The organism is Microvirga alba (assembly GCF_015694465.1).
GTDB classification, from domain to species: domain Bacteria; phylum Pseudomonadota; class Alphaproteobacteria; order Rhizobiales; family Beijerinckiaceae; genus Microvirga; species Microvirga alba.
Genome location: NZ_JADQDO010000017.1, coordinates 1 through 22,317, shown reverse-complemented (window position 1 = coordinate 22,317; position 22,317 = coordinate 1). Strand labels below are relative to the sequence as shown.

Here is a 22,317-nt window from a genome sequence, read left to right as displayed (position 1 = left end):
CCTTCACCCCGAGAAATTTTCGAGGGCGCACTTATACGTTGGCATTACGCCAACGCTGCGCTATAACATTCGCCATGGCGATCTATCATTTCCGAGCACAAGTGCTGACCCGTGGAGCGGGTCGCTCCGCTATCGCGGCAGCGGCCTACCGCCACCGCACGAAAATGCTGGATGAACAAGTCGGCACGAGCCACAGCTACAACCGTGCCGAGGATCTTGTTCATGAAGAACTCGCCTTGCCGGCCGACGCGCCCCAATGGGCTCAGTCTCTCATTCAGGACCGCACCATCGCTCAGGCCAGTGAGGCCTTTTGGAATGCGGTCGAGGCTCACGAGACGCGATGTGATGCGCAGCTCGCCAAAGAAATGGTTATCGCCCTACCTCAAGAACTTTCGAGGGACGAAAATATCGCCTTGGTTCGCGACTTTGTGGATGAGGCCTTTACGAAGAAAGGCATGATTGCCGATTGGGTCTATCACGATAAACCCGACAATCCTCACATCCACGTCATGACCACTTTGCGGCCACTTACTGAAAGGGGCTTCGGCGGGAAGAAGGTCGCGGTTCTAGACGAGACCGGCGAGCCAGTCCGCCAAAACGGCAAGATCAAATATGAGCTTTGGGCGGGTGGAACAGAGCGCCTAAATGAATGGCGCGCGGAGTGGGCTAATATCGCCAACCTGCATCTTGCTCTTGCCGGCCATGATACGCGGATCGACCACCGATCCTACAAAAATCAGGGCATCGAGCTAGAAGGCACGGCCCATCTTGGACCGGCCGCCAACGCCGTAAAAAAAAAGTTGGGCCAGCTCGATAAGAGCCATCACGTCGGAGCGGTTCGCGAGCGGAATGCCGAGGCTATCAAGCGCGATCCGAACGCGCTCTTGCAGGTTTTGACCTCTCAGAAATCCGTCTTCGATGAAAAGGACATAGCCCGCGCCGTATTCCGTTACACGGACAGCCCCGAGGCCTTCGAACGGATCAAGCTTCTCGTGATGTCATCCTCGGAGCTAGTGACTCTGGTTCCGGAAATCAGAGATCCTGAAACCGGCCAATTGGTTACAAAGCCGCTCTATTCCACCCGCGAAATGGTGGCGTCAGAACGGCGCATGGCTGTGAACGCAGAGCTTCTCGCCACGACCTCAACCTATTCGGTCTCAGAGGCCTTTGTGAACAAGGCCTTGGCCCACCGCTCGTTCCTCGCGGAAGAGCAGAAAGAGGCCGTTCGGCACCTCACCAACCCGGAGAGAATTGCGGCCGTCGTGGGTTTTGCGGGAGCGGGTAAATCGACCATGATGGCGGCTGCGCGTGAGGCATGGGAAGGCGAGGGATACAGGGTTGTTGGTGCAGCCCTTGCCGGTAAGGCAGCAGAGGAGCTGGAGAAGTCCAGCGGTATCAACGGCCGCACTCTAGCTTCTTGGGAACTCGCGTGGTCGAAGGGTAAAGACCTCCTCCAAAAGGGCGACGTTCTCGTGATCGACGAGGCCGGCATGGTGTCGTCCAAGCAGCTCGATAGGGTTCTCAATCACGTCAAGGAACGCGGCGCGAAGGCCGTCCTGATCGGTGACGCGGAGCAGCTTCAGCCGATTGAAGCAGGTGCGGCTTTCCGGGCCATTACGGAGCGTGTCGGCTATGTCGAATTGACCGGCGTTCGCCGTCAGAATGACGAATGGGCCAGACAGGCGACCGTGCAGTTTGCGCGCGGCCGAACAGATGAGGGCTTGAAAACATATAAGGAGAAGGGCGCAATCGCGTTCGCGGAGACGCGAGACGCGGCCAAACAGGCTATCATCAGCGATTGGATGGCGTCCCGAGGATCCGGCTCATCCCTCGTTCTGGCCCATACGAATGCGGACATTTATTCCCTGAACCAGGGCATCAGGAACAGCCTTATCGAGGCAGGCGAACTTGGCGCTGGAGCCGAATTTAACACCGCCCGAGGCCGCCGCGAGTTCTCGTCAGGCGACCGGGTTATCTTCCTTGAAAACGATCGTGAGCACGGCGTGAAAAACGGCATGATCGGCACTGTAACCCAGGCGACCAATGGCCGCCTGACTGTTGACCTCGATATTGGGCGAACGGTCGAAATCAACCAGATCGCCTACAACAACATCGATCACGGCTACGCCGCCACTATCCATAAGAGCCAGGGCTCGACCATCGACCGAACCTATGTTCTCGCGACCCCCGGTATGGACCGTCATTTGACCTATGTGGCGATGAGCCGTCACAAGGAGAGCGCAGGCCTTTACGCCGCCAAGGAGGACTTCGAATCCTATAATGTCCTCGCAGAACGCTTGAGCCGTTCAGGCACCAAGACAACCACCCTCGACTACATCGAGCGGGCCGAGTTTGCCGCCCGTCGTGGATACGAGACAGCGCTCTCCATCACGCCGACATTCACGGCGTTCGTTGAGAAGCAAAGGGCCTGGATTGCCGGGCAGGCCGACCGGCTGCAAAGGACATGGGAGCGGCTAGAAACGGCTCTTGGAAAGGTGGCAACGCGTGGCGTCGAGGAGACGATTTCACCGTCGAATACCCCAACACCGACTCCAAGACCTGAGGTTACGGAAACAGCCGAGCGCGCTCCGCTGTTCAGAGCCGTTACTTCCTTTGACCGCACCGTGAAGGAAGAGGCCGAGGCCCAGGTACGGACCAGCCCCGCTTATATAGACATGCTGGATAAGGTGAAGGAGGCTGCCGCCCGGATCTATCGGAATCCGGTCGAGGCCGCGAACCGGATCGAGGCCACGTTACTCAAGGCTCGGGACCCTGAAAAGGTCGCCGCGGTCCTCTCTTCGTCGCCAGACCGTGCCGGAGAACTCCGGGGCTCCGATAAGCTCGCGGATGGCATGAAAGCGCGGAAGGAGCGCCAGGAGGCGCTTAGCCAGGTGCTGGGCTTGACTGCCACTGTGCGCCAGCTTGGAAGCGTCTATGACCTTGGATTGAAGCAGGGTGAGACAATGGAAACCCGCCGCCGTGAGCGAATGGCGATTGAGGTTCCGGACCTGTCGCCCACCGCTCGCAGTGTTCTGCAGGGGCTGGAACAGGAGCGCCAGAAGGGCGGCGAGGCTTATCGGCTCGCACTTTCCAAGCTGGAATCCCGGCCCGAGGTATCGGCCGAGATCGGCCGCTTTAACGAGGCGGTAGAGCGGCGCTTTGGACCGGACGGTTTCACCAATCAGAGGACATTAGCAGACCGGCTTGTCCCGGCCGAGGATCGCGGGAAACTGGAATTCTCAAGATCGACTTTGGCGGCCGCGCAGCGTCTTAATCACGAGCAGCGTACTATCCAGAACAAGGCCAAGACCCGCGATCCCTCCTTGTCCCGGTAGTCGTCCCGCTCAAATGCAAAGGGCGGCCCTGTGAGGAGCCGCCCTTTGTGTTTCCAGAGATGGAGCGCGGCCTATCGGCGCGCTGCGCTCTTGGCTCCCGAGTCTTTCTTTTTCCCGAAATGCTTATCGAGGAAGGCGCTCGCGTCACTCGCTGAGACGGCGTCCGGAAAGCCCTTCGGGGCCTTCGCGCCGTCGCCTACCAGCTTCTTGATCCATTCCAGCTGCTTTGCACTGGCAAGCTGAATCGGCTTGCCCTTCTGAGCCTCGTCAATCCAAGCCGACAGTGTTGTGGAATCGGCTAAATCCTCTTCCGAGAGCTGTCGGCCGGTTTCCGCCGCGATCTTGCGGGCAAACTCTACCTGTTTATCGCTAGGCGTTCTAGGGCCGTCTGAAAGTGGCCCCAGGTACTCCCGGCAGCGGTCGAAGTCTTCGGCGATCTCCCGTGGGAGCCGTTTCCCCTCCCGTTTGGCCTTGGCCTTGGCGGCTTCGAGCATTTTCGAGGAGGGCGACCGTTTGATCGCCGGCAGCACGGCTGAAGCCTTCGCAGAGACAACCGCCGCAACAAGAGCCCTGGTGCGTTCAACCACTTCGTGAATAACCGTATCAACCGACACGGTTCCGGCCAATACATCATCTAGCCGGCTTTCCATCCGTGCTGTCGCCCCTGGATCTACCAGTTCTGGTGCGCCACTGCGCACCAGCTCGTAAAGCCACAGGCCAACCTCAGTGGGTTTGAGCTTCCCTTTATCAAGGGCAATCAGGGTCTGCACCTTCAGGCCTTCGATGATCGTATCCCGTGTTGCCGGCGTCCCGATTCCCTTCGCGTCCTTCAGGCGCTCGCGTTCGGCTTCGTCGGTGACGAACTTCCAGGCGTTTTTCATCGCGTCCACGAGTTCGCCTTCAGAGAACCGTGCCGGGGGCTCTGTCCTCTTGGAAATCACGCGTGCGCTGTTCACTGAGACGGCTTCACCGTCCACTAGCGCTGGCAGCTGCGAGGCACGGTCTTCCTCGTCGTGGCCTTCCCCATCCTCTCGAAAAAGGGTTTTCCAACCGGCAAGGGTTTCCACCCGCCCTTTCGCGGTCAGTTCAAAAGCTTCGCCGCCAACCATGACCTCCAAGCGCATCACGGTTTCATCAAACTCGTGATCTGCCGAGACGGCCGCCAGCCAGGCCCGCGCGATCAGATCGAACAGCCGACGCTCATCTTCGTTGAGCTGCGGCAGGATCGTTTCAAAGCGCTCTGCCGTATTCACGTTTGGAATGATGGCATGGTGTGACGCGCCATCGAGGCCTTTGTCGGAGTACGTTCCGCTTTTTCCCGCGCGGATCTGCGGCGAGGCAGGGGCCAGTGCCTCATACTCCTCGAGACGCCGAAGCGCCTCGAGGAGTGCCGGCGCTTGAACTGCCAGGTTCTCAGGCAGATAGCGAGTTTCCGCGCGCGGATAGGTCGTGATTTTATGTTTCTCGTAGAGGGCTTGCGCCGTCTCAAGAACACGCTTTGCTGTCCAGCCCCATTGACCGGCCCGCTTTTGCAATGCCGGTAGGTCGAAAGGCTTCGGAGGGGCCGACCGCTTATGCTCTCCGGTGACGCGGAGAGGCCCCCTGCAAGCACGGGCGGCCGTCGATACGGCCTCAGCTTGGGCTAGGTCGAAGATCCGCCCATCCCCACGAGGGCGATACCAGAGATCGACCAAACCAGCCGCACCAGCCACGGAGGCGACTATCTCGAAATAGTTCCGGGGCGTGAAATCACGAATTTCAATTTCGCGCCCGCACACCAGGCCGAGGGTTGGTGTCTTCACCCGGCCGATGCCGATCGCTTGCCGCCAGTGATCCGGCCGGAGGACCAGCGAGGCGGCCCGCGTCATGGTCAGGTTGTAGATTTGATCCGCCTGTTGCCGCGCAACCGCCGAGTCATAGAGCGGGCGGTACTTCTCGTTCGACTCAAGGGAGGTGAACGCCGCCTGAAGCGTCTTCTCGTCCTCGGCCGTGAACATGGCCCGTAGAACTTCCCCCTTGAACCCGAAGAAGCGCAAAAGCTCGTCCCCGATTGCCTGTCCTTCCCGGTCACAGTCGGTTGCGATGATGACCCGTGAGGCCGTATGAAGGGCCACCTCGATTTCCGCCAGCCGCGTTCTTTTGCCCCCGCCATCGTCCGCCCGGTAGCCATACCGACCGGCCGGTGGGAAAAGTACATCGAGACTCCACTTTTCCCATTCTGGCTTGACCTCGTGAGGCTCTTCCAGTCTCAGCAGATGGCCTTGAGCGGCTAGGATCGAGCCGTAGCGCGAGCCTACAGCCGCACGAATGTTTGCCGCCTGTGACGGCTTCTCGCAGATGACGATTGATGACATGGGGAAAGTCCTATGGGGCGTTAAGTGATGACGCCGCGCCGTTCAGGGTCGAAATAGATTTCTGTGACCCGGAATTTGCCGTTGACCCGCTTGCACTGGATGATGATGTCAACCAGCGTGTAGAGCAGATTTCGAATATCGCCGCGCTCTAGGTCTCGACCGCCTTCGCTCTCTTTGACCAAAAGAGTTAGTTGCTCAAAGGCGAGTGGAGCCGAATCCGCGTGAACGGTCGTAATCGACCCCGGATGACCCGAGTTCACGTTTCGGATGTAGTAGAAGGCCGTTCCGTCGCGGAGCTCCTGCAACAGGATGCGGTCAGGTCGCATACGCAGGCACGATTCCAAGAGATCCTTCGGACCCACCTTTGCGCGGCCCTGGCCGCCCTTCGAGTAGAACAGCCGCACATGGTTAGGCTGCGGAATCTCCAGCTCCGGAGTGTCCTCGATCGTGATAATCCGCTCTTCGGGCGGAATACTCTTGATCAGGGCCTTTGAGAGCGTTGTTTTGCCCGATCCGGTCGCGCCGGAAATGATGATGTTCTTCCTGCCAAGGACGGCCTTACGAAGGAAGGTGATGTAATCCCCGGCATCGAGCGCCGTCTTGAGATCCCAATCCACCGAGCCAGCCTCTAGCTTCTTGGTCGTGGCAGGCTTCTTCACATCCTCGAAGATCCCCCCGCTGCTGAGGCTTTCGAGATCCCTCGTCACGAACGAGGGCTTGCGGATCGTGAGGCTTACCGTATTTTTCGGCACCGCCGGAGGAATCACGATTTGGACACGCTCATTGTCAGGAAGCGTGGCCGAGAGAAGTGGGCTTTCGTCATTGATCTTCTGGTGCGTAAGGTTCGCAACGACACTGGCGAAAGCCATCAGGTTCTCAAAAGTCAGCTGTGGCACCTTATGGTGTTCCCACCCCTGAATGCTTTCCGTCTCAAGCTCTCCGGGCTTGTTGACGCATATTTCTATCAAATCTTGGTCCTGGAGGAAGGGTGCCAGGTGCTTCGCTTGCGCACGGAACGCGGCCACCGCGTCATCAGGAATCGCCGGGCCGGATTGCGGTCTGTCCTGGCTCGCCATCACTGCCTCGCCACGCCTGTGTAGCGCTCGAAATCGCCCGTCGCCGCGCGATCGATGATCTTCGTCCGCCCTTCAGTAATCTTCAGGCCGTAGATGGTGGAGAAGTCCAGATCCCGAGCGACAAGGATGTTGACGAGTTCGCCTTGGCTCTTCGTGAGCGTCGGTGGAATGTTGATTGACTCTTGCACGGCGATAGCGGCCGCGTCCTTCCCACTGCTTTGGGTGTTCTGGAAGTTGTTTTGATTGTTATAGCCGCCGCTGTTGCTTTGGCCTCCCGTAAGGCGGTTTGCCATGATCCCGGCAGCATCATCGACCAACGACAGCACCATTGAGGAGCCGAAGCGCTCCCACCAGTGAGTATCGATCTCGCCATCGAAGCCGGCGCGGCCGAGCGGATCAGTCCCAGGCGAAGCAAGGGCGACGACAACCCCTTTTGGCGTTGTCGCCCGTGTCCACAGCACGAACATGCGCTTTTGGCCTTGCTTTATGCCACCTCGATACTCGCCCATAACCTTCGTATTCCGGTCCAATAGGACGACGCGGCCGTTGTCCGAGAGAATATCTCTCGTGATGATGCAGGTCACGAAGCCCGGCTGATCGCTCGACATGGCCGTTTCAAGAACGCAGGGGATCGAGGTTCCCTGCGTGATGATGAAATCCCGGTTTCCGAGGATTCCAGCCCGGACGCCCTCAAGTCTCGTCGGTGTCAGCTTCGTATCGAGATCGCTCCTTTCTTCTGGCCCGCGAGGCGCGACGGGATCACTAGGGCCTCCACCCGGCTTGGTGCTCCCTCTGTTAAACGCTGTGATGGGAGCCTTACGGCTAGCGGTTAGCAACTTGTCATTCTCGACCCGCGTTTCCTGTTGTGCCGGCGACGGCATGGGAACCATGGGCAGAGCGGCAACCGGCGTAATGGGGAGGACAGCAGGCACAAATTCGGACGACTGCCGAATGACGGTCTTGGGGCCGGTATTGATCGGCTCTTTTCCGCCCGATCCGACAAAGAGGAGCGCAGCCACGCTCAGACCGACACCGCCGATCACGACCGCGAGCAGCTTCATCTTGCCGAGCTGCGCTTTCGCTCCGGTCGCGGTCGCAATTCCTCTGTCGCCTTCTAGGCTGAAACCGTTATCGTCCTTCTCTGACATGCCCGCATCCTACCGTGTTGCCTGAAGTTTGATCGTGCGTTGCACGCTTGGAGAGGTTGTTCCGGTCCCAGGATTGATGCCGGCCGGATCGTAAGCCTCATTGAAAATGCAGATGGCTTGCCCGCCTCGTCTCAAGATGAACTTACGGCCGACAGCATGAGCGACAATGAGATCCCCTCTTGTGTCTTTCGGCACAAGCGACTCCGAACCGTCCGAGTTCTCCATGTAGATCGCTGGAACCTCCATGTTCCCCGGAAAGGTGAAGGTCGTGGTCTTCCCGTCGTCAAAGACAGACACGGGCTCAAAGGGCGCGGAGCCCTGCACGGTGTAACTGAAATTCCGTGGACCAAACGACTGATGATAGGTCAGAACGTTGTCGGCCGCCTGCGCATTGACCACCGCTTGCCGAGCCTCAGCTTCCGCCCGTGCTCGCGCCGCGTCGTCATCCGGGTACTGGAATTTCACAAGGAAGTAACTTTCCGTGCCGGCGCTAATGCCGCCGTCGCGCGACGAAAGCTCGAAGATATAACTCCGCCTGCTCCCATCGCGCCGGGTTGTGACCACCTGCATGTTCGTTGGAGGGTGGCTTTCGCGCGGCTTAATGAAAAGCATGGAGCCCGCGTTGACGACCTCCCAGGCGATTGAATCGCCCACAGCGGCAAAGGCGACCTCTTCATCCACTGCGAACTGGATTTGAGTAGCGGCGCGCGAAGCGCCTACTATCTTGACCACGTTTGACGGGTCGTAGATCACCGTTCGCACTCTGTCGTCGCGAGATCCGCCGTTCGGGGTTTGCAGCGCGTGAGCCCCGCTCACCGCAGTTGACAGCATCACAGCCAGACCTAACCGTCTCATTGAAGCGCCTCCGGATCGACGCGATAGTCTGTGACGACAAAGCCGGTCGGATTAATGAGGAGGATTTGCTCCTTAAGCTGCTTTCTGTCTGTCATTGCAAAGGAGAGGGTTGCGATCCAGTGAGAAACCTTTCTTTCCTCCCCGAGACGAACCTCGCGGATGAAACGGACCTGAACTAGGCTCTTGTTCGGGATCGCAACTGACTTGATCGTCACCCGCGCTATTCCGCTCCGACCATAGACATTTTGAGGACTGTCAGGGTTTCGCCCGCTGTAGGAATTCGCGAAACGCTCTTGTTCTTGCGGCGATGAAAACGCCGAGACGATCCTGAAATTCTCTTCAGCCTCGTTGAGCGCATAGCCCTCGCGAGCCCTGATATAGCGGGCCGCGTAAGCCTTCGTCATTGCCTCATCAACCGTCCACTTTCCATCGACAACGGAAGTGATGTTCTCGACAATCCCGGTCGCGTTATCCACCCGGAAGACCAGTGGCGTGATGGAATGAAGCGGGGTCATGATGCACACGGCAAGAACTGCGATCGCAGCGATGCCGCCAGCCGCGCTTGCAATGGTCCACGCCAGACGCGCCGACTTCTGAGCTGTGATGAGACGATCCAACTCAAAAGAGCGTGCTCGCTCGAAGTAGCCCTTCAGTTCTTCCGTCTTGACGGCTGCCGCGCCGGAGCTTTTCTCATCCGTCAACATTGATGTCCCCTTTGCTTGATGTGCAGGCTTCGTAAGACGCCGCTATATTGATATTCGAGAGTGCCTCTGCGCGGCGCTGGAAGCCCGCCGAAGGAAGAGGCGCGATCGAACCGGGCATGGGTGTCGGCTTGAAGCCTGACGCCTCTGGTGCAGAATTGATTGAACCCCTAAGTGCCGATGCTGGCTCGACAGTGGTAGCCTCTGGGGCTTTTGCCGCACCCGCCGTCATCGCAGGCGCCGAGGTGGGGGGCTCTTGGGAGGCCTTCCGTACAAGCGGTTTCGGCGGCTCCACCGGAAAGGTCTGCGGCTCAGCGGTCCCTTTCTTGCCCTCCCAATCCCATAACGCTCGATTCAGCGGCCGCCGTGCGTACCCGTCGCAGGACGGAACGCTCTTCGGAATGATCGAGCCACATCCGGCGCACACAAGAGCAAGCGCCACCACGGCCCCACCACGGGCAAATGCCTTCATCATGAATGTTACCCTAATCAGCTTGGTGTGTTGGGTTGGCGGCCATGCATGGCCGTTGTCATCATCCGATTGCTCGCGTTCAGCCCCGCCCGGCCCGCCGCCCCTGCTGCACGGGACGCAATCTTGCCTGCTGCGATGCCTGCTGCGGCCGCGCCAACGGCGGCCACGCCGATACTGAGGGAGGCTCCGCCCGCCGCCAGGGCGCTAGCGATGCTTGGAAGCTGCAAGGCGATAAAGCCGGCGAGAGCGTAAATAATGATGTAGCTCAGGCCCGTGATAAAAATATCCCCCGACGTTATTTGCGTGGCGAGTTGATCTGATACCGAGACAGTGAGGAGGAGGACGGCGACAACAAGCACCTGCAAGACGACGTAGTTTGCAACCTGTCCGATCCAACCTTCGGTGAATTTGCGTGTTGGCTGGAACAGCGCGAGACTAATAAAGATAGGCCCGACCGCGAGAACGACGGAAAGCGCGACCTTGGTGTACAACGAAATGGCGTAAGCGATTACCGATCCGAGTGCAGAGAATAGAAAGACGAGCCCGCAAATTATCATCGCGCCGAGGTCGGTATAACTTGCCTTCTTCCAAATATTAAGGCCGGCTTGAAATCCCGTATGAGCCAGATTGTCAAACGCGTTTGGCGAAAGGGTTTTGCCTTTAGCTAGGGCGTTTCCGATGCCCTGTGGTAACGTTTGGTAGAACAGGTCGGTCACGTATCGGTGATACTCTGCCGCCTTTGTCGCCAACGTTATGATGATGACAATTTTCAAACATTGAAACAGAAAATCCATCACTGAGGCCTGCGCGAGACCCCTAAACATCATGATTCCATAGATGGTGATGTACAACGACGCCGCTACACGCATCGGCGTGGTGAGATATGCCGTCACGCCGGTTACGCCGGTAGTGATGAAAGCCTGGATAGGTGCTTCAAAATGCGCATCAATTTTCTGGAAAATATCAATTGCCATGTTGCGGCCCCGTTGATGAACGGACGAGTCTGGCGGCTCGCCCTTGGGTTATTGCAAAGCAGCTGCAAAATCGTCGATCAGCTTTTGCCGGTTCTCTCGGCTTCTCTGTTCCGCGACCTGAATTTGTGCGTCCTGCACCATCTTGAGAGCATTCATCCGCAGAATATCCGTCTGGAGAAATGCACTTTCCGCGCTCAGTCGCGTTTGCAGATCCATCGCCTCCTTGGCATCGGACGCCGTGCCGAGACGTTGCTTGAGCGCTTCGATGCCCTGCATCCTCTTCGAGGCCGCGTCATACATGGCCTGCCCGAGGCTCTGTGCGCCGGCATTCTCTTTGTTCACGCGCGCCAGTTCCTGCGCATAGAACGTGTTCGCGCTCGACTCGTAAAAGGCGTTCTGGCCTTGGAAATGGCTGCTTGAGCCGCCGAATGATCCAGAGCCCGAGCCCTTGAGGAGGTTCTCGACCTGGGAGAACTCTTGGGGGAGAGCCTGCCTGATCGCGGGGTCGTTCAGGATTTGACCGATGGAGCTTATGTCCGTCAGCTTGTTCAGCGAGCCATAGAGTTGTTGTGCCTGGTCGAGCTGCTGCTTGAGTGTCTCGAATTGTTGAGCCATCGACTGAAGCTGCTGCAACTGATTGGCGATGGCGCTCGCGTCAAAAACTGGAATTCCTTGCGCCGATGCGGGAGCCGAAACAATTGCTCCGCCGAAGGCGAACGCTGAGGACAACAGCAGAACACGAAGGGTCTTTTTCATCTTACAAACTCCGTCTCTTCTCGTGGAATATCGGGCACCAAACGGCTGGGTCGGAGCCGTGCTCCGCGATGATCTCCTCCACGAGCCGGTAAGTCTCTTCGCGGGTCGAGAGAAGGGCGATCTCGTCGTCCATCCCCCGGAGGTTCAGTTCAACGACAATCGAGTTGCGATTTTGCTTGATGAGGAACTGCCGTAGATCGCTCGACATTTCCTTTTGAATGAGCTGGTACTCGCGACGTGAGCAGTTATAGCCCTTCACGTAATCGTCTTCTTTTCCGTTCGGGTTTGGAAAATAGATCTTCGTAGGGCACTGCTCGATAATCGTGTGCGCGATGGGCGAAGATAGCGCGTCCTGTGGGCTCTGTGTTGCAAACACCAAGAAACCATTCTGCTTACGAATGGTCTTCAGCTTGTTCTGCACGAGATCGACAAACGCCTCGTCGTTCAGCGCTTTCCAAAACTCGTCAATGACGATGCAGATCCTTTGCCCGTTGATAAGGGACTCCACCCGATGAAACAGGTACATCATCAGGGGGGTGCGAATCTCTGGATTGTCCAGAAACTGCGTCATGTCGTACCCGATCAGACGCGCGTCGAGTTTGATCTCATCGCTCTCGCCATCAAAGACCCATCCAAGAGGGCCGGGGCGCATCCAACGTTCCAGGCGCGCATAGAGGCCTTCGGCCTCCGTATTGTCGAGGTGCGCCGCCAAGGTCATCAGGGAACGCTGGTGGATCGGAAGTTCCCGAAGCGCCAGGATCGCCCGATCGAGGGCCGCGAGTTCCTGAATCTTGAGCGGCTTTCCCTCGACCTGAACAAGCTTCCTCACGAACTGAGACAAGAACACGATGTTTGCCGGTGTCAGATCGAGCGCTTTGAACGGCGCACAGCCTGTAGGCTTGCCGTTCTGTAAGGGGAGATAGGACCCACCTGAGGCTCTTACGAACAGCTCTGCGCCCCGGTCCTTGTCGAAGACGACGCCCCTCGGAACGAATTTCTCTAACTGCGCCAATAAGAAGTTGAGCGTCAGCGTCTTACCTGATCCGGATGGCCCGATCATGAGCGTGTTTCCGAGATCGCCGGCATGAAAGTTGAAGAAATAGGGACTCCCTGCGGTCGTCTTAAGGAGCGTAACGGCCGGCCCCCAATGGTTCCCTTCCGCCCGTCCTTGAGGGAAACCATGGAGCGGGGCAAGCGAGGCGAAATTACGGGAAGTGATGGCCCCCGATCGCGCCCGATGCCCGAAGTTCCCCGGCAGCTGGGACCAATAGGCGGCTTCAATCGCGAGGTCTTCGCGCGCCACAATCGCGCCGCCGCTTGAAAGCCGGGCGCTGGCATGGCCGAGATTGTCGAGGAGGCTCTTGCCGTCCGAGCCGAACACCAGCAGGACGAGGTGATGTTCACCCATCACCATTCGGTTCGAAATGAGATCGTCCTGAGCCTCGTCAAGCTGAAGCAATTGGCTGATGCCCTTGTCGCCAGAACTCACCATCTGGTTTTGCTTGCGGGTCATCAGACTTTGAGCTGTCGATTGCGACATGAATCCAAAGCTCTGCGTCAGGGTAAATTCGAACGGCACTTTCAGGAGCCGGTTCAACATGCCCGGTCGCGTCGTCGCCGGGTACTCCTTAATGGCGAGCATTCCCGCGAGCTTGGTTCGGCCGGGGCTTCGGATCTGGATTGTTTCCGGTCCAAATATTAGGCGGTTGGTGTAGAGCGCCGAGGCAAGGAGCCCTTGCACGAGCGGCATATCCCGGTGTTCACCGCAGATGATGCGATGCAGGAACTCCATGGGTTCCGAGAACACCAGGCCGTCTCGTGCTACGAGACTCAGGATCTCCGGCCGATAGGTCGCGAGCCCTTCTTTGACGGTCGAAACGACCTTTTCGAGCTTCTTAATCCCATCCTCGTACATCTCCCCCCCGGCTTTTTGAAAGCCGAAGAGCTTCGAGAGCGAGTTCGCCGCTTTGGCCGCGCCCTGCCGGGTCTGCCAAACCAACGTCAGATAAATGTCATTCCGGAAAAGCTCTTCCCCGAGCAGACGCGCCTTATACTTGGCATTGAGCCTCTCCGAGAATTCGGACTTGAAGTCGCCCTCGGGATAGATGCTTTCGCGACGGCGGACGATATGGGTCCAGACGGCCAGCCGCTCATCCGAAACATTCTGCCACAATGAATTGAGTTGAAAATGCAGGCGCTCGATGTCGCTGAAATCTGCCGTCTCAAACGACACACCTTCGAGCTTCATGACCGTCATAAGGTCGCCAGCACGCAGCGAAATGACGGTATCGTTCACATGACGAACGTAAGGCACGAACCGATCAGCCTCGACCTCCGTCTTTCTCCGGGCAGCACTATTCAAGGTTAAAATCCTTCAAATTGTACCGACGATGGACCTTGAGAGGGCTCACAGACGAACCGCCCCAGTAGAAGCGGTTCAAACAGCGCGCTTTTGTCTCGCGCCATGCGTTCAAGACCCGAAATATGTTTGGATCGTGCTTGCAAAGAGCCCTGCAAATCAGATGCAGGACACCGCCGATTGCCATGTAAAAAATGTTCCCGGCCGCGATAAACAGAATGCACGAGAACAGAACGTTGACTCCCACGGCTTCCATGGTGACGCCACCGATCATCGCCGGCCGCGTACACGCGAGGAACAACGGGTCCTCGTGCAAACTGTCATCCATGATGCGCCTTAGCTCCCGACGATCATGTTGAGGATTTGAGGAGCGCCGAAGATAATCATCACGGCGACAACCCATGTCCCGGCGACCCGCTTATCCATGCCGAGGAACAGCCAGGCAATGCCGATGACGATGAGCGCGATGGTCGCCAGGAGTTTCGCGACCGTGCCGGTCAGCATGGAGAGGATATTCTGTAGGAATCCCTCGAGGTTTAAGCCGCCGCCCGCCTGAGCGAATGCCGGTTCCATCATGACGAGGGAGGCCCCGGCAGCAATGAGCGCGGCTGTAACAATTGTCTGTTTTTTCATTTGGTTTTCGTCCCCGTTTGAACGTTGAAAACCACCATCGAAGCCCCGCGCTTGCGGGAGGCCCCAAATACGTCCCAGGACGGAGCCGCCTCTTCGGCCGATTCCGCCCGCACGGCCTCTCGCGGAGGCTCTGGGTTGCTTGGTGGAGTGGATGCGAGCGCCGGTTCATCCGACGCCCCTTTGAACCGCTCACGACGCGGCAAAGCTCTATCGCTGACGCGCAGCGCCAGGGTCGGAAGCCGAGGTGCGAGATCCGCCTTCGCTTCCAACACTCGTTCGTCATATCCCGCTTCGCGGCCCGCTGACGGATCACCGCGCCCGTAATAGGCCGCGATTGCTTGACGCTCAGCAGCATCAGGTTTGCCGAGTCGAGCAGCGACCTTCCAGGCGTTGTCGATTAGGCGCGCGGCCATGCGTAGGGATTGGCAGGGTTCGAAAGCCGCCTCGATTGGCAGGCCGGCTTTCTCAAACTCGTCGGCGGGCACCCCCGCTAAGCCGAGATCGAGATCTTGACCAGCTGCGAGGAGCGTCTTTGCACGAGTTATCGCCTCGGCTTTGTTCAGTGGTTGCCGAGGAAGGCCCGGCCCGCCCGCTGAGTTGAGGCGAATAGCGAGTGGGTTAAAATCTGTCTCGACACGCACGATTGCGGCAATCGTTGCGGCCGGGACCTGCGGCGCGCATTGGGCCGCGAGATCCAGAAATGCGGCATCCATGCTTAGAACCTAATGCGGGTTTTTTGGCCGGTCGCAGCAACCGTCACATCGATGTACGAGGGCTTTTCGTTGGTCTTAACAGCCGAAAACTCGAAGTCCTTGCAGACTTCCTTCCCGCCCTCGATGACCCGCACCGGCCCACCCAGCGGCGGCGTCGGTCCCTCGTCGCCTTCCACGGGACAATCGACGACCTGTGTGCGCGCAGGGCTCCGGCAGACGGGAATTGTCTTATCGTAGTCGAGAATATGACCGCTCGCGCAGAAGTAAGGATCGTAAACCGGAGACGTTGTCTCCATTCCGCCAGCGCCCGTGCACATTGGAAAGGGCTTCCCCTTGGCAAGATCCTGATAGAGCTTTGTAATTGGAGGCACACACTCCGCGTATTGTGTTGCACCACCTGGGTTTGCGAGGCACAGAAGCACTTGGCATCCGTGGTCATCAGCCTTGATCTGCGGAGCGAAGACGCAAGAAGCACCGAGGACGCAGGCCAATATAACGTTACGAAGACGAGTCGGATTGATCATTTGCTTGCCCCCAAGCTTGGCGGATTCGCGCCTCAACCGCTCTCGCTCTAAAGTTACAGCCGCGAGGCAGATTCGCGGTGTGACGTCAAGGCGCTTGATATTGGTAATAAGGCAGCATTAAAACACATGCAACAACTTTACGTATTGCAGCCCCCAGCCCTTTACATGGTGCAGATCGTGCTTGATCGTTTGGCCGACTTCCCCCCGCGACAGAAGATTATTTATATTGGGATTTTGGCGACCATTGCGGGCCTGAAGCAGCGAGGCGAGGTCGTCACGGCCGCCCGATTGGCCGAAGTCTATGGTCATGATTATGCAAGCTTTACCCCGTTCATTAAGACTTTGGTCGATATCGGAATTTTGACGCGACGGGCCGTTCCCAATCGTCAACACCGGGGCCGCGCCTTTGAACTCGACTTTACGGAGACGGATCTCCTCCGCGAGCTGCTGGGCCTTCCGGCAACACCACCACAGCGCGAGCTTGACCGTTAACCTGATATTGTCTTATCCCCAACAATTGTTGATACAATAACGTATCGAATCACAGTTGTTTCCGGGGCCTGCCTTGCCACTTCTATGCGACTCACGACACGGTGCGTATGTGGCCCCGGTCACGACTTTTTTCATGCGGCGAAAGGATACGCGATAGGCAAAGAGAAAGGCCCCCGAAGCGCCAACTTCGAGAGCCTTTGAAACTGTTCAGCCCCGAGGTGGGGACATGCCGTAAATCGAATACCGGCAAATTACCCCCCTCCCCGAATCATTGTCAAGCGTAACGTCGATTCGGCGAACAGTTTTGCTTTGCCTCCGCTCTAGGGGGTAAAATGCAAGGTACGAGACGCTATACGGAGGGGCTCGCCAGGGCGCGCTCGCTCGCGGAACAATTCAGCCCAGATCCGGTGATTTCGCGGACCCGCTACCTGGGAGCTCTCAAGAAGGCCGCGCGTGCCATCGGCTTGACGCTTCGAGGTGTCGCTTTGATCGACATGCTCTTTGCCACGTCCGAGGATCAAGATTGGACGACGCAGGGCGTTCGTCCCGTCGTGTGGCCCTCAAATGATTGGCTGTGCGATCAGACAGGCCTTTCTTTGACCTCGGTGCGGCGGCATATGCGCGAGCTTGTTGACCTCAGCTTGATCGTGCCGACCGACAGCCCGAACGGGAAGCGTTGGGGTCGGCGTGCGAAGGACGGCCGCATCGTCGCCGGTTACGGCTTTGACCTTTCACCTATCGCGGTTCGTTACGCGGAGTTCGTGGAGGTCGCCGCAGAGGCCCAGGCGCAGCGCGCCGAGCGCCAGGCACTGCAACGCGAGTTCACCGTCGTGCGCCAGACCGTACAGATGATTGTTGCGGCGGGCATCGAGCACGATTTGCCGGGTGATTGGGAAGGCTGGCAGGGTGATCTGGAGCGTGTCATCGAGCGCCGACGCAGCGCCGCGTCCCTGCAGGACCTCGTGAACCAACTTCTGGATCTCCGCATCGTTGTGGAGGAAGCGTTCAATGAGGCTTCAAATCTCAAGAAAGAGTCACCCAAGGGTGCCAAAAACGGCACTCACATACTAACTACAACCAACCTCCCTAATCGTAAAAGTAATGAGCGGCGTGATGCTGACGCATCACAAAGTTCGAATGCGACCGGCTTCGCCGGAAGAAGAGGCTTCCGGAAGCCTGAGTTTGGTTTGACCGTCGAGCAAACCCCAAAACCGTTGCGGGGCGCGGAAACGTCGGAGATTGAGCAGATTCCGCTTGGCCTTGTGAACGCGGCCTGTCCCGGCATTGGCTCTTATGGGTATGAACCACCGAACACGTGGTGGGACCTGATCAAACTCGCAAACCACGTTCGGCCCGAACTCGGAGTGAGCGAGCCCGCGTGGCGTGAGGCCTGCTCCGTGCTTGGTGATCACCTTGCTGCCGTCGCCATTGCCGTCATTCTCGAAAAACACCAGGCAGGCACTGTTGCAAAGCCCGGAGGCTACTTACGAGGCATGCTCGGGAAGGCACAGGTCGGTGAACTGAATATCGCTCGCACCCTCTATGGGCTGTCAGAGCAAAATCACGTCCATTAGGTCGGAATGTTGTAATCCACCGATACGGATTTCGCATGAAAATAGGTCCTATCGCCAGTCAGGAGGCCAGCGAGATCATCGATCCTCGCAATGATCTCGCGAGAGGCCTGATAATCCACGGATCGGAGCGGGAACCTCGTTCGACAAAGGACTTCGCGTGTTGCGCCCAACGACGCCAGGAGAGACGGACCCTCGACTTTGCGGAAGAGATCAAGCGGCAAGTCGCGTCTTCTGGACGAGCGGGCCATGTTCGTACCTCGAGTAAATAGAACGAAATGAGAACATGCAATCGAGCGATTGTCAAAGCGATCGAACGTCTCTCAAAAACGGTCGTTTTTGAGAGAACGTAACTGCGTGGAGTTGCGCGGCCGGAGATCCTTGGGAAGGATCTTGCGCAAAATCCCATCTCATAATCAAATGTCGCAAAACCTCCTCGGTGATGAGTTTTGCAATGCTCATAGGTTACGCCCGCGTTTCGACCATGGATCAGGACCCCGCCTTGCAGATCGACGCACTTACGGCGGCCGGTTGCGAGCGCATCTTTCAAGAAACCGCTTCCGGCGCGAAACAGGATCGTCCGCAGCTTGCGGGCGCTTTGTCCTATCTCCGCCCCGGCGATACGCTTGTTGTGTGGAAGTTCGATCGCCTGGCGCGTTCCACACGGCAGCTCATCGAGACCATGGAGGATCTGAAGACCCGCGGAATCGGGCTTAGGTCATTGACTGAGCAGATCGACACGTCCACCCCAGGAGGGGCGCTCGTTTACACGATCTTTTCGGCTGTGGCGCAGTTCGAACGCGACATGATCCGCGAGCGGACCAACGCGGGTTTAATCGCCGCCCGTGCCCGAGGCCGACAAGGTGGCCGTCCCGAGGCCCTGTCAGAGGTCGACAAAGGAACGATCTTGCTACTTCTGCAGCAAACCGACCGCCCTTTCTCCGATATCGCCCCTCAGTTCAATGTCACGGTCTCGACGCTGGCCCGCCACTTCCCAGGTGGCCGCGCAAAATATCGCGTCGGGCCAACGACGGTGTAGAAGCGAAAAGAGGGCCGCTCGCGCGGCCCTCTCTCGTCTTCAGGATTCGAGAGGGGCGTCTCAAATCACGAAGAAATCCGCAGCCGTCATCTTGAGGCCTTTCTTGATCGTCGCGAACGCCACCGCAGGCTTATTTCCGGAGCCGTCCGCGTCGTAATACAATACGCCTTTCGCCTTGTCGTAGATGACGAAGTCGTTCTTGTCCTTGGCCTTGTCGCCAATGGTGAAGAACGCCTTGTTGAGCTTGGCCGGCTTCAGAGCTGTGCCCTTGCCGAGTTTCGCGAAGATAGCGTTGTCCAGCCAAATTGTGTCGTCCTTGACATTGAAGTCAGCGATCTTGTCGATGTTCTTCTTCGCATCGAGCTTGGTGTTGAACACGAACGTATCTTTGCCGGAACCACCGGTAAGCGTATCTTTTCCGGCACCTCCGGTGAGCGTGTCGTTGCCTCCAAGACCGTTCAGGCTATCCCCTCCGTTATTGCCTCTCATATCGTTGTTGAGGCTGTTCCCGGCAAGGTTCAGAGAGGTGCTTCCGGCCGCAGCAACGAGAGCTTCAATGCCATCGGTCAGGACATAATTGATCGAGGTGATCACGGTGTCGTAACCGGACGTGTCATTAATCGTGTCACCGACATTATCGACATAGTAGGTGTCATCTCCGGCACCTCCCGCCATGAAGTCGGCCCCCGCACCTCCGTTCAGGGTGTTGTTCCCATCATTGCCGGTAATAGTGTTGCTTAGGGCGTTCCCTGTGAGCCCAATAGCAGCTGTGCCGGTGGCCGCTTTAATAGCCTCAACCGAGGTATCGGCAATGCTATAGGTTGCACTCGCAATTACGGTGTCATACCCGCCGTCTGCCAGTTCAATGACTACGTCGAACTGATTATCGACGATGTATGTGTCATTCCCACCGCCGCCTTGCATCACGTCTGCCCCGGCCCCGCCGTCGAGCACATTGCTCGCTGCATTGCCAATGAGCGTGTTTGAGTCGGCGTTGCCTGTAAGATTTATGGCCTGATTGTTCTCCATAGCGCGGATGACTTCAATCGAAGCGGCTGGGTTCAAGACGTAGTTGACCGAGGTCACGATTGTATCGATGCCCTCATTGGCTGCTTCAATCACCACATCGTCGAAGTTGTCGACGTAGTAAGTGTCATTGCCAGCGCCTCCCGTCATGGTGTCGGCACCTGCCCCACCGTCCAACACGTCGTTTCCGTCGTGTCCATTCAGAACGTCAAGGCCCGCCCCTCCGTGGAGTGTGTCATCACCAGGCCCACCGTCGAGCGTGTCGTTACCTATGCCACCATCGAGGAGGTCGTTACCGGCACCACCCACGAGAATGTCATCACCCGTCCCGCCTTCAAGAAGGTCGTTACCATCCCCGCCATCTAGGCTGTCGTGTCCGTCCCCTCCGTGGAGTGAGTCATCGCCAGGTCCACCGAAGAGTGTGTCGTTACCTGTTCCACCATCGAGGAGGTCATTACCGTCCCCGCCATCTAGACTGTCGTTCCCGTCGCCGCCGCGAAGCGTGTCGTTACCGGCACCACCCACAAGAATGTCATCGCCCGCTCCGCCGTCGAGAAGGTCGTTGCCATCCCCGCCGTTTAGGCTGTCGTGTCCATCTCCGCCGACAAGTGTGTCATCGCCAGGTCCACCGTCTATCACATCGTTGCCGCTACCTCCGTCGAGGGAATCGTCACCGCCACCGCCGCTTAAGGTGTCGTTTCCATCAGCTCCGACGAGCGTATTATTGCCGTCATTGCCCTCAACATTGGTTCCGCCTGGATCAGTGATAACAATGACGCCATCCCCTGACCCCGTCATGATGATTTCTTCGACGTTTGCGACCGAGCTTAGCGATATGCTCGTATAAATCTTGTCGTAGCCTTCACCGGCCAATTCGATCACGGCATCCTTAGCGCTATCGACATAGTAGACATCGTCTCCCTTGCCGCCTGCCATTGTGTCGTCGCCGCCAGCACCATCAATTGTGTTATCGCCGTCGTTGCCGTTGATCGTATTCGCGAGGTCGTTGCCCCTCAACTTGAGGTTCGCAGACCCCACCGCAGCCGTCAGCACGTCAATGATCTTGAGCTTGTCTAAGACGCTCAGGTCGTAATCGATCGAGACGATGGCGGTATCCCGCCCTCCCGTGGCGGCTTCGCGGAACACATCGGTCAAGCTATCAATTACGAACGTGTCGTTGCCTGACCCGCCAACAAGTACGTCTGCGCCAGCGCCACCGTCTAGAATATTACCCTGGTTGCCGCCAATGAGGGAGTCTTTGCCGTTGCCTCCAAAGAGCCTGTTGAAGCCCGCTCCGCCGCTCAGATAGTCATCACCGTCACCTCCTTCGAGGGTATCATCGCCGGCGCTGCCGTAAATTTCGTTGGCAAGTTCGTTGCCTCGCACCCAGCTGGTATAACCACTTTGGACGCGCATCGTCTCGACGCTCTGCCCCGCACCCAGCTCGAAGAAATTCGCCGTGATGATCGCTGTATCTATGCCCTCATCGGGATTTTCAGTAATCACGTCGCTGGAATTGTCGATGTAGTACTTATCGTCGCCGGTTCCGCCCGCGAGCGTGTCGGCGGAGCGGCCGCCGTCAAGAGTATCGTCGCCTTCGCCACCCACGAGCATGTTGCTCAGCGTGTCGCCTTCGATCAGATCCGCGTATCTGGAGCCAATAATTTTTTCGATGCTAGCGAATGTGTCCCCCAAAGCGCCGCCACCAGTTCCGCGCCCCGTTGCCAAGCTGACCGCTATCCCTTCGAAAGCCTCTTCATAAGTGACGGTGTCAAATCCGGAGTCGCCATTGAACGCATCTGCGCCCGCGCCACCGCTCATGAGGTCGTTCCCATTCCCTCCTGAGATCGTGTCATTTCCGAAGCCGCCGTGAATGGTGTCATTTCCTTCACCGCCCGAGATCGAGCCGAGCGCATACGCTTTATTGTTGGTGGAATCCCAGTTACCACGAGCGTCAAAAAAGTCATTGCCGATACCCAAGGCAATGGTGCCCGTAACGGCTTTGGTAGTGGTGAAGCGATCATCACCATCCCCGAGATCGACCGTTCCGGCTATCGTGCCATTGTTGGTGAGGTCATCGGAGCCGGCTCCAAGATCTACGGCCCCCGTAATCGTGCCCGTGTTGGTGAGGTAATCGGAGCCCGTTCCAAGGTTTACGGCCCCCTTGATCGTGCCCGCGTTGGTGAGGTAATCGGAGCCCGTTCCAAGGTCCACGGCCCCCGTAATCGTGCCCGTGTTCATCAACCGGTCGTTACCCGAGCCCAGCGACACTGCTCCGGTAATCGTAGC

Annotated in this window: 17 protein-coding genes; 4 read left to right on the top strand and 13 right to left on the bottom strand. The window is 58.0% G+C overall.

Annotated features, from left to right (window positions below; all coding sequences use genetic code 11):
- Nucleotides 1-74: 74 nt before the first annotated feature.
- The gene (traA, locus tag I2H38_RS19830; protein WP_196273612.1) at nt 75-3,335 is read left to right on the top strand and encodes a Ti-type conjugative transfer relaxase TraA; all 3,261 of its coding nucleotides are present in this window, start codon (nt 75-77) and stop codon (nt 3,333-3,335) included.
- Between the two features lie 71 nt (nt 3,336-3,406).
- Here the strand turns inward: traA and I2H38_RS19825 are convergent, their stop codons facing one another.
- From I2H38_RS19825 to I2H38_RS19770, 12 genes are all read right to left on the bottom strand, one after another.
- Nucleotides 3,407-5,689: a DNA topoisomerase gene (locus I2H38_RS19825; protein WP_196273611.1), complete on the bottom strand. Its 2,283-nt coding sequence runs from the start codon at nt 5,687-5,689 to the stop codon at nt 3,407-3,409.
- 20 nt (nt 5,690-5,709) lie between these two features.
- Nucleotides 5,710-6,765 carry a P-type DNA transfer ATPase VirB11 gene (gene virB11 / locus I2H38_RS19820; protein WP_196273610.1) on the bottom strand — a complete coding sequence of 352 codons (1,056 nt, stop codon included), beginning with the start codon at nt 6,763-6,765 and terminating at the stop codon, nt 5,710-5,712.
- Nucleotides 6,765-7,913 carry a type IV secretion system protein VirB10 gene (gene virB10 / locus I2H38_RS19815; RefSeq protein WP_196273609.1) on the bottom strand — a complete coding sequence of 383 codons (1,149 nt, stop codon included), beginning with the start codon at nt 7,911-7,913 and terminating at the stop codon, nt 6,765-6,767. Before virB10 ends, virB11 begins: the two co-directional genes overlap by 1 nt.
- Nucleotides 7,914-7,922: 9 nt before the next feature.
- Entirely contained in the window at nt 7,923-8,768 is an 846-nt protein-coding gene (virB9, locus tag I2H38_RS19810) for a P-type conjugative transfer protein VirB9 (protein ID WP_196273608.1), read from the bottom strand.
- On the bottom strand, nt 8,765-9,472 hold the full coding sequence (locus I2H38_RS19805; protein ID WP_196273607.1) for a virB8 family protein: 708 nt from the start codon (nt 9,470-9,472) through the stop codon (nt 8,765-8,767). The genes virB9 and I2H38_RS19805 overlap by 4 nt, the downstream gene beginning before the upstream one ends.
- A 486-nt stretch (nt 9,473-9,958) precedes the next feature.
- Complete coding sequence (locus I2H38_RS19800) at nt 9,959-10,915, bottom strand: type IV secretion system protein (protein WP_196273606.1); 957 nt, start codon at nt 10,913-10,915, stop codon at nt 9,959-9,961.
- A 48-nt stretch (nt 10,916-10,963) separates the two neighbouring features.
- The gene (virB5, locus tag I2H38_RS19795; protein WP_196273605.1) at nt 10,964-11,671 is read right to left on the bottom strand and encodes a P-type DNA transfer protein VirB5; all 708 of its coding nucleotides are present in this window, start codon (nt 11,669-11,671) and stop codon (nt 10,964-10,966) included.
- Between the two features lies 1 nt (nt 11,672).
- Nucleotides 11,673-14,033 (bottom strand): VirB4 family type IV secretion/conjugal transfer ATPase, encoded by a 2,361-nt coding sequence (locus I2H38_RS19790; RefSeq protein ID WP_196273604.1) that lies wholly within the window; start codon nt 14,031-14,033, stop codon nt 11,673-11,675.
- Nucleotides 14,026-14,358 (bottom strand): type IV secretion system protein VirB3, encoded by a 333-nt coding sequence (locus tag I2H38_RS19785; protein WP_196273603.1) that lies wholly within the window; start codon nt 14,356-14,358, stop codon nt 14,026-14,028. Before I2H38_RS19785 ends, I2H38_RS19790 begins: the two co-directional genes overlap by 8 nt.
- Before the next feature lie 8 nt (nt 14,359-14,366).
- Nucleotides 14,367-14,663, bottom strand: a complete 297-nt coding sequence (locus I2H38_RS19780; protein ID WP_196273602.1) for a TrbC/VirB2 family protein — start codon at nt 14,661-14,663, stop codon at nt 14,367-14,369.
- Nucleotides 14,660-15,376: a transglycosylase SLT domain-containing protein gene (locus tag I2H38_RS19775; RefSeq protein ID WP_196273601.1), complete on the bottom strand. Its 717-nt coding sequence runs from the start codon at nt 15,374-15,376 to the stop codon at nt 14,660-14,662. The genes I2H38_RS19780 and I2H38_RS19775 overlap by 4 nt, the downstream gene beginning before the upstream one ends.
- Nucleotides 15,377-15,378: 2 nt before the next feature.
- Entirely contained in the window at nt 15,379-15,672 is a 294-nt protein-coding gene (locus I2H38_RS19770) for a hypothetical protein (protein ID WP_196273600.1), read from the bottom strand.
- Between the two features lie 354 nt (nt 15,673-16,026).
- Here I2H38_RS19770 and I2H38_RS19765 point away from each other — a divergent pair, with 354 nt between their 5' ends.
- The 3 genes from I2H38_RS19765 to I2H38_RS19755 all read left to right on the top strand — a co-directional run bounded on the left by I2H38_RS19765 (nt 16,027) and on the right by I2H38_RS19755 (nt 19,002).
- Nucleotides 16,027-16,392: a hypothetical protein gene (locus tag I2H38_RS19765; RefSeq protein WP_196273599.1), complete on the top strand. Its 366-nt coding sequence runs from the start codon at nt 16,027-16,029 to the stop codon at nt 16,390-16,392.
- A 332-nt stretch (nt 16,393-16,724) separates the two neighbouring features.
- Nucleotides 16,725-17,966, top strand: coding sequence for a plasmid replication protein RepC (gene repC, locus I2H38_RS19760; RefSeq protein ID WP_196273598.1), 1,242 nt, complete (start codon nt 16,725-16,727; stop codon nt 17,964-17,966).
- 451 nt (nt 17,967-18,417) lie between these two features.
- A complete protein-coding gene (locus I2H38_RS19755) occupies nt 18,418-19,002 on the top strand; it encodes a recombinase family protein (protein WP_196273597.1) in 585 nt (194 codons plus the stop codon).
- 60 nt (nt 19,003-19,062) lie between these two features.
- Here I2H38_RS19755 and I2H38_RS19750 read toward each other — a convergent pair whose 3' ends face one another.
- The gene (locus tag I2H38_RS19750; protein ID WP_196273596.1) at nt 19,063-22,269 is read right to left on the bottom strand and encodes a calcium-binding protein; all 3,207 of its coding nucleotides are present in this window, start codon (nt 22,267-22,269) and stop codon (nt 19,063-19,065) included.
- Between the last annotated feature and the right edge of the window lie 48 nt (nt 22,270-22,317).

What these genes read in the sequence shown, in the direction of transcription:
- traA (WP_196273612.1), top strand. Translation starts at nt 75, where the DNA reads ATGGCGATCTATCATTTCCGAGCACAAGTGCTGACCCGTGGAGCGGGT.
- I2H38_RS19825 (WP_196273611.1), bottom strand. Translation starts at nt 5,689, where the DNA reads ATGTCATCAATCGTCATCTGCGAGAAGCCGTCACAGGCGGCAAACATT.
- virB11 (WP_196273610.1), bottom strand. Translation starts at nt 6,765, where the DNA reads ATGGCGAGCCAGGACAGACCGCAATCCGGCCCGGCGATTCCTGATGAC.
- virB10 (WP_196273609.1), bottom strand. Translation starts at nt 7,913, where the DNA reads ATGTCAGAGAAGGACGATAACGGTTTCAGCCTAGAAGGCGACAGAGGA.
- virB9 (WP_196273608.1), bottom strand. Translation starts at nt 8,768, where the DNA reads ATGAGACGGTTAGGTCTGGCTGTGATGCTGTCAACTGCGGTGAGCGGG.
- I2H38_RS19805 (WP_196273607.1), bottom strand. Translation starts at nt 9,472, where the DNA reads ATGTTGACGGATGAGAAAAGCTCCGGCGCGGCAGCCGTCAAGACGGAA.
- I2H38_RS19800 (WP_196273606.1), bottom strand. Translation starts at nt 10,915, where the DNA reads ATGGCAATTGATATTTTCCAGAAAATTGATGCGCATTTTGAAGCACCT.
- virB5 (WP_196273605.1), bottom strand. Translation starts at nt 11,671, where the DNA reads ATGAAAAAGACCCTTCGTGTTCTGCTGTTGTCCTCAGCGTTCGCCTTC.
- I2H38_RS19785 (WP_196273603.1), bottom strand. Translation starts at nt 14,358, where the DNA reads ATGGATGACAGTTTGCACGAGGACCCGTTGTTCCTCGCGTGTACGCGG.
- I2H38_RS19780 (WP_196273602.1), bottom strand. Translation starts at nt 14,663, where the DNA reads ATGAAAAAACAGACAATTGTTACAGCCGCGCTCATTGCTGCCGGGGCC.
- I2H38_RS19775 (WP_196273601.1), bottom strand. Translation starts at nt 15,376, where the DNA reads ATGGATGCCGCATTTCTGGATCTCGCGGCCCAATGCGCGCCGCAGGTC.
- I2H38_RS19770 (WP_196273600.1), bottom strand. Translation starts at nt 15,672, where the DNA reads ATGGAGACAACGTCTCCGGTTTACGATCCTTACTTCTGCGCGAGCGGT.
- I2H38_RS19765 (WP_196273599.1), top strand. Translation starts at nt 16,027, where the DNA reads ATGCAACAACTTTACGTATTGCAGCCCCCAGCCCTTTACATGGTGCAG.
- repC (WP_196273598.1), top strand. Translation starts at nt 16,725, where the DNA reads ATGCAAGGTACGAGACGCTATACGGAGGGGCTCGCCAGGGCGCGCTCG.
- I2H38_RS19755 (WP_196273597.1), top strand. Translation starts at nt 18,418, where the DNA reads ATGCTCATAGGTTACGCCCGCGTTTCGACCATGGATCAGGACCCCGCC.
- I2H38_RS19750 (WP_196273596.1), bottom strand. Translation starts at nt 22,269, where the DNA reads ATGAACACGGGCACGATTACGGGGGCCGTGGACCTTGGAACGGGCTCC.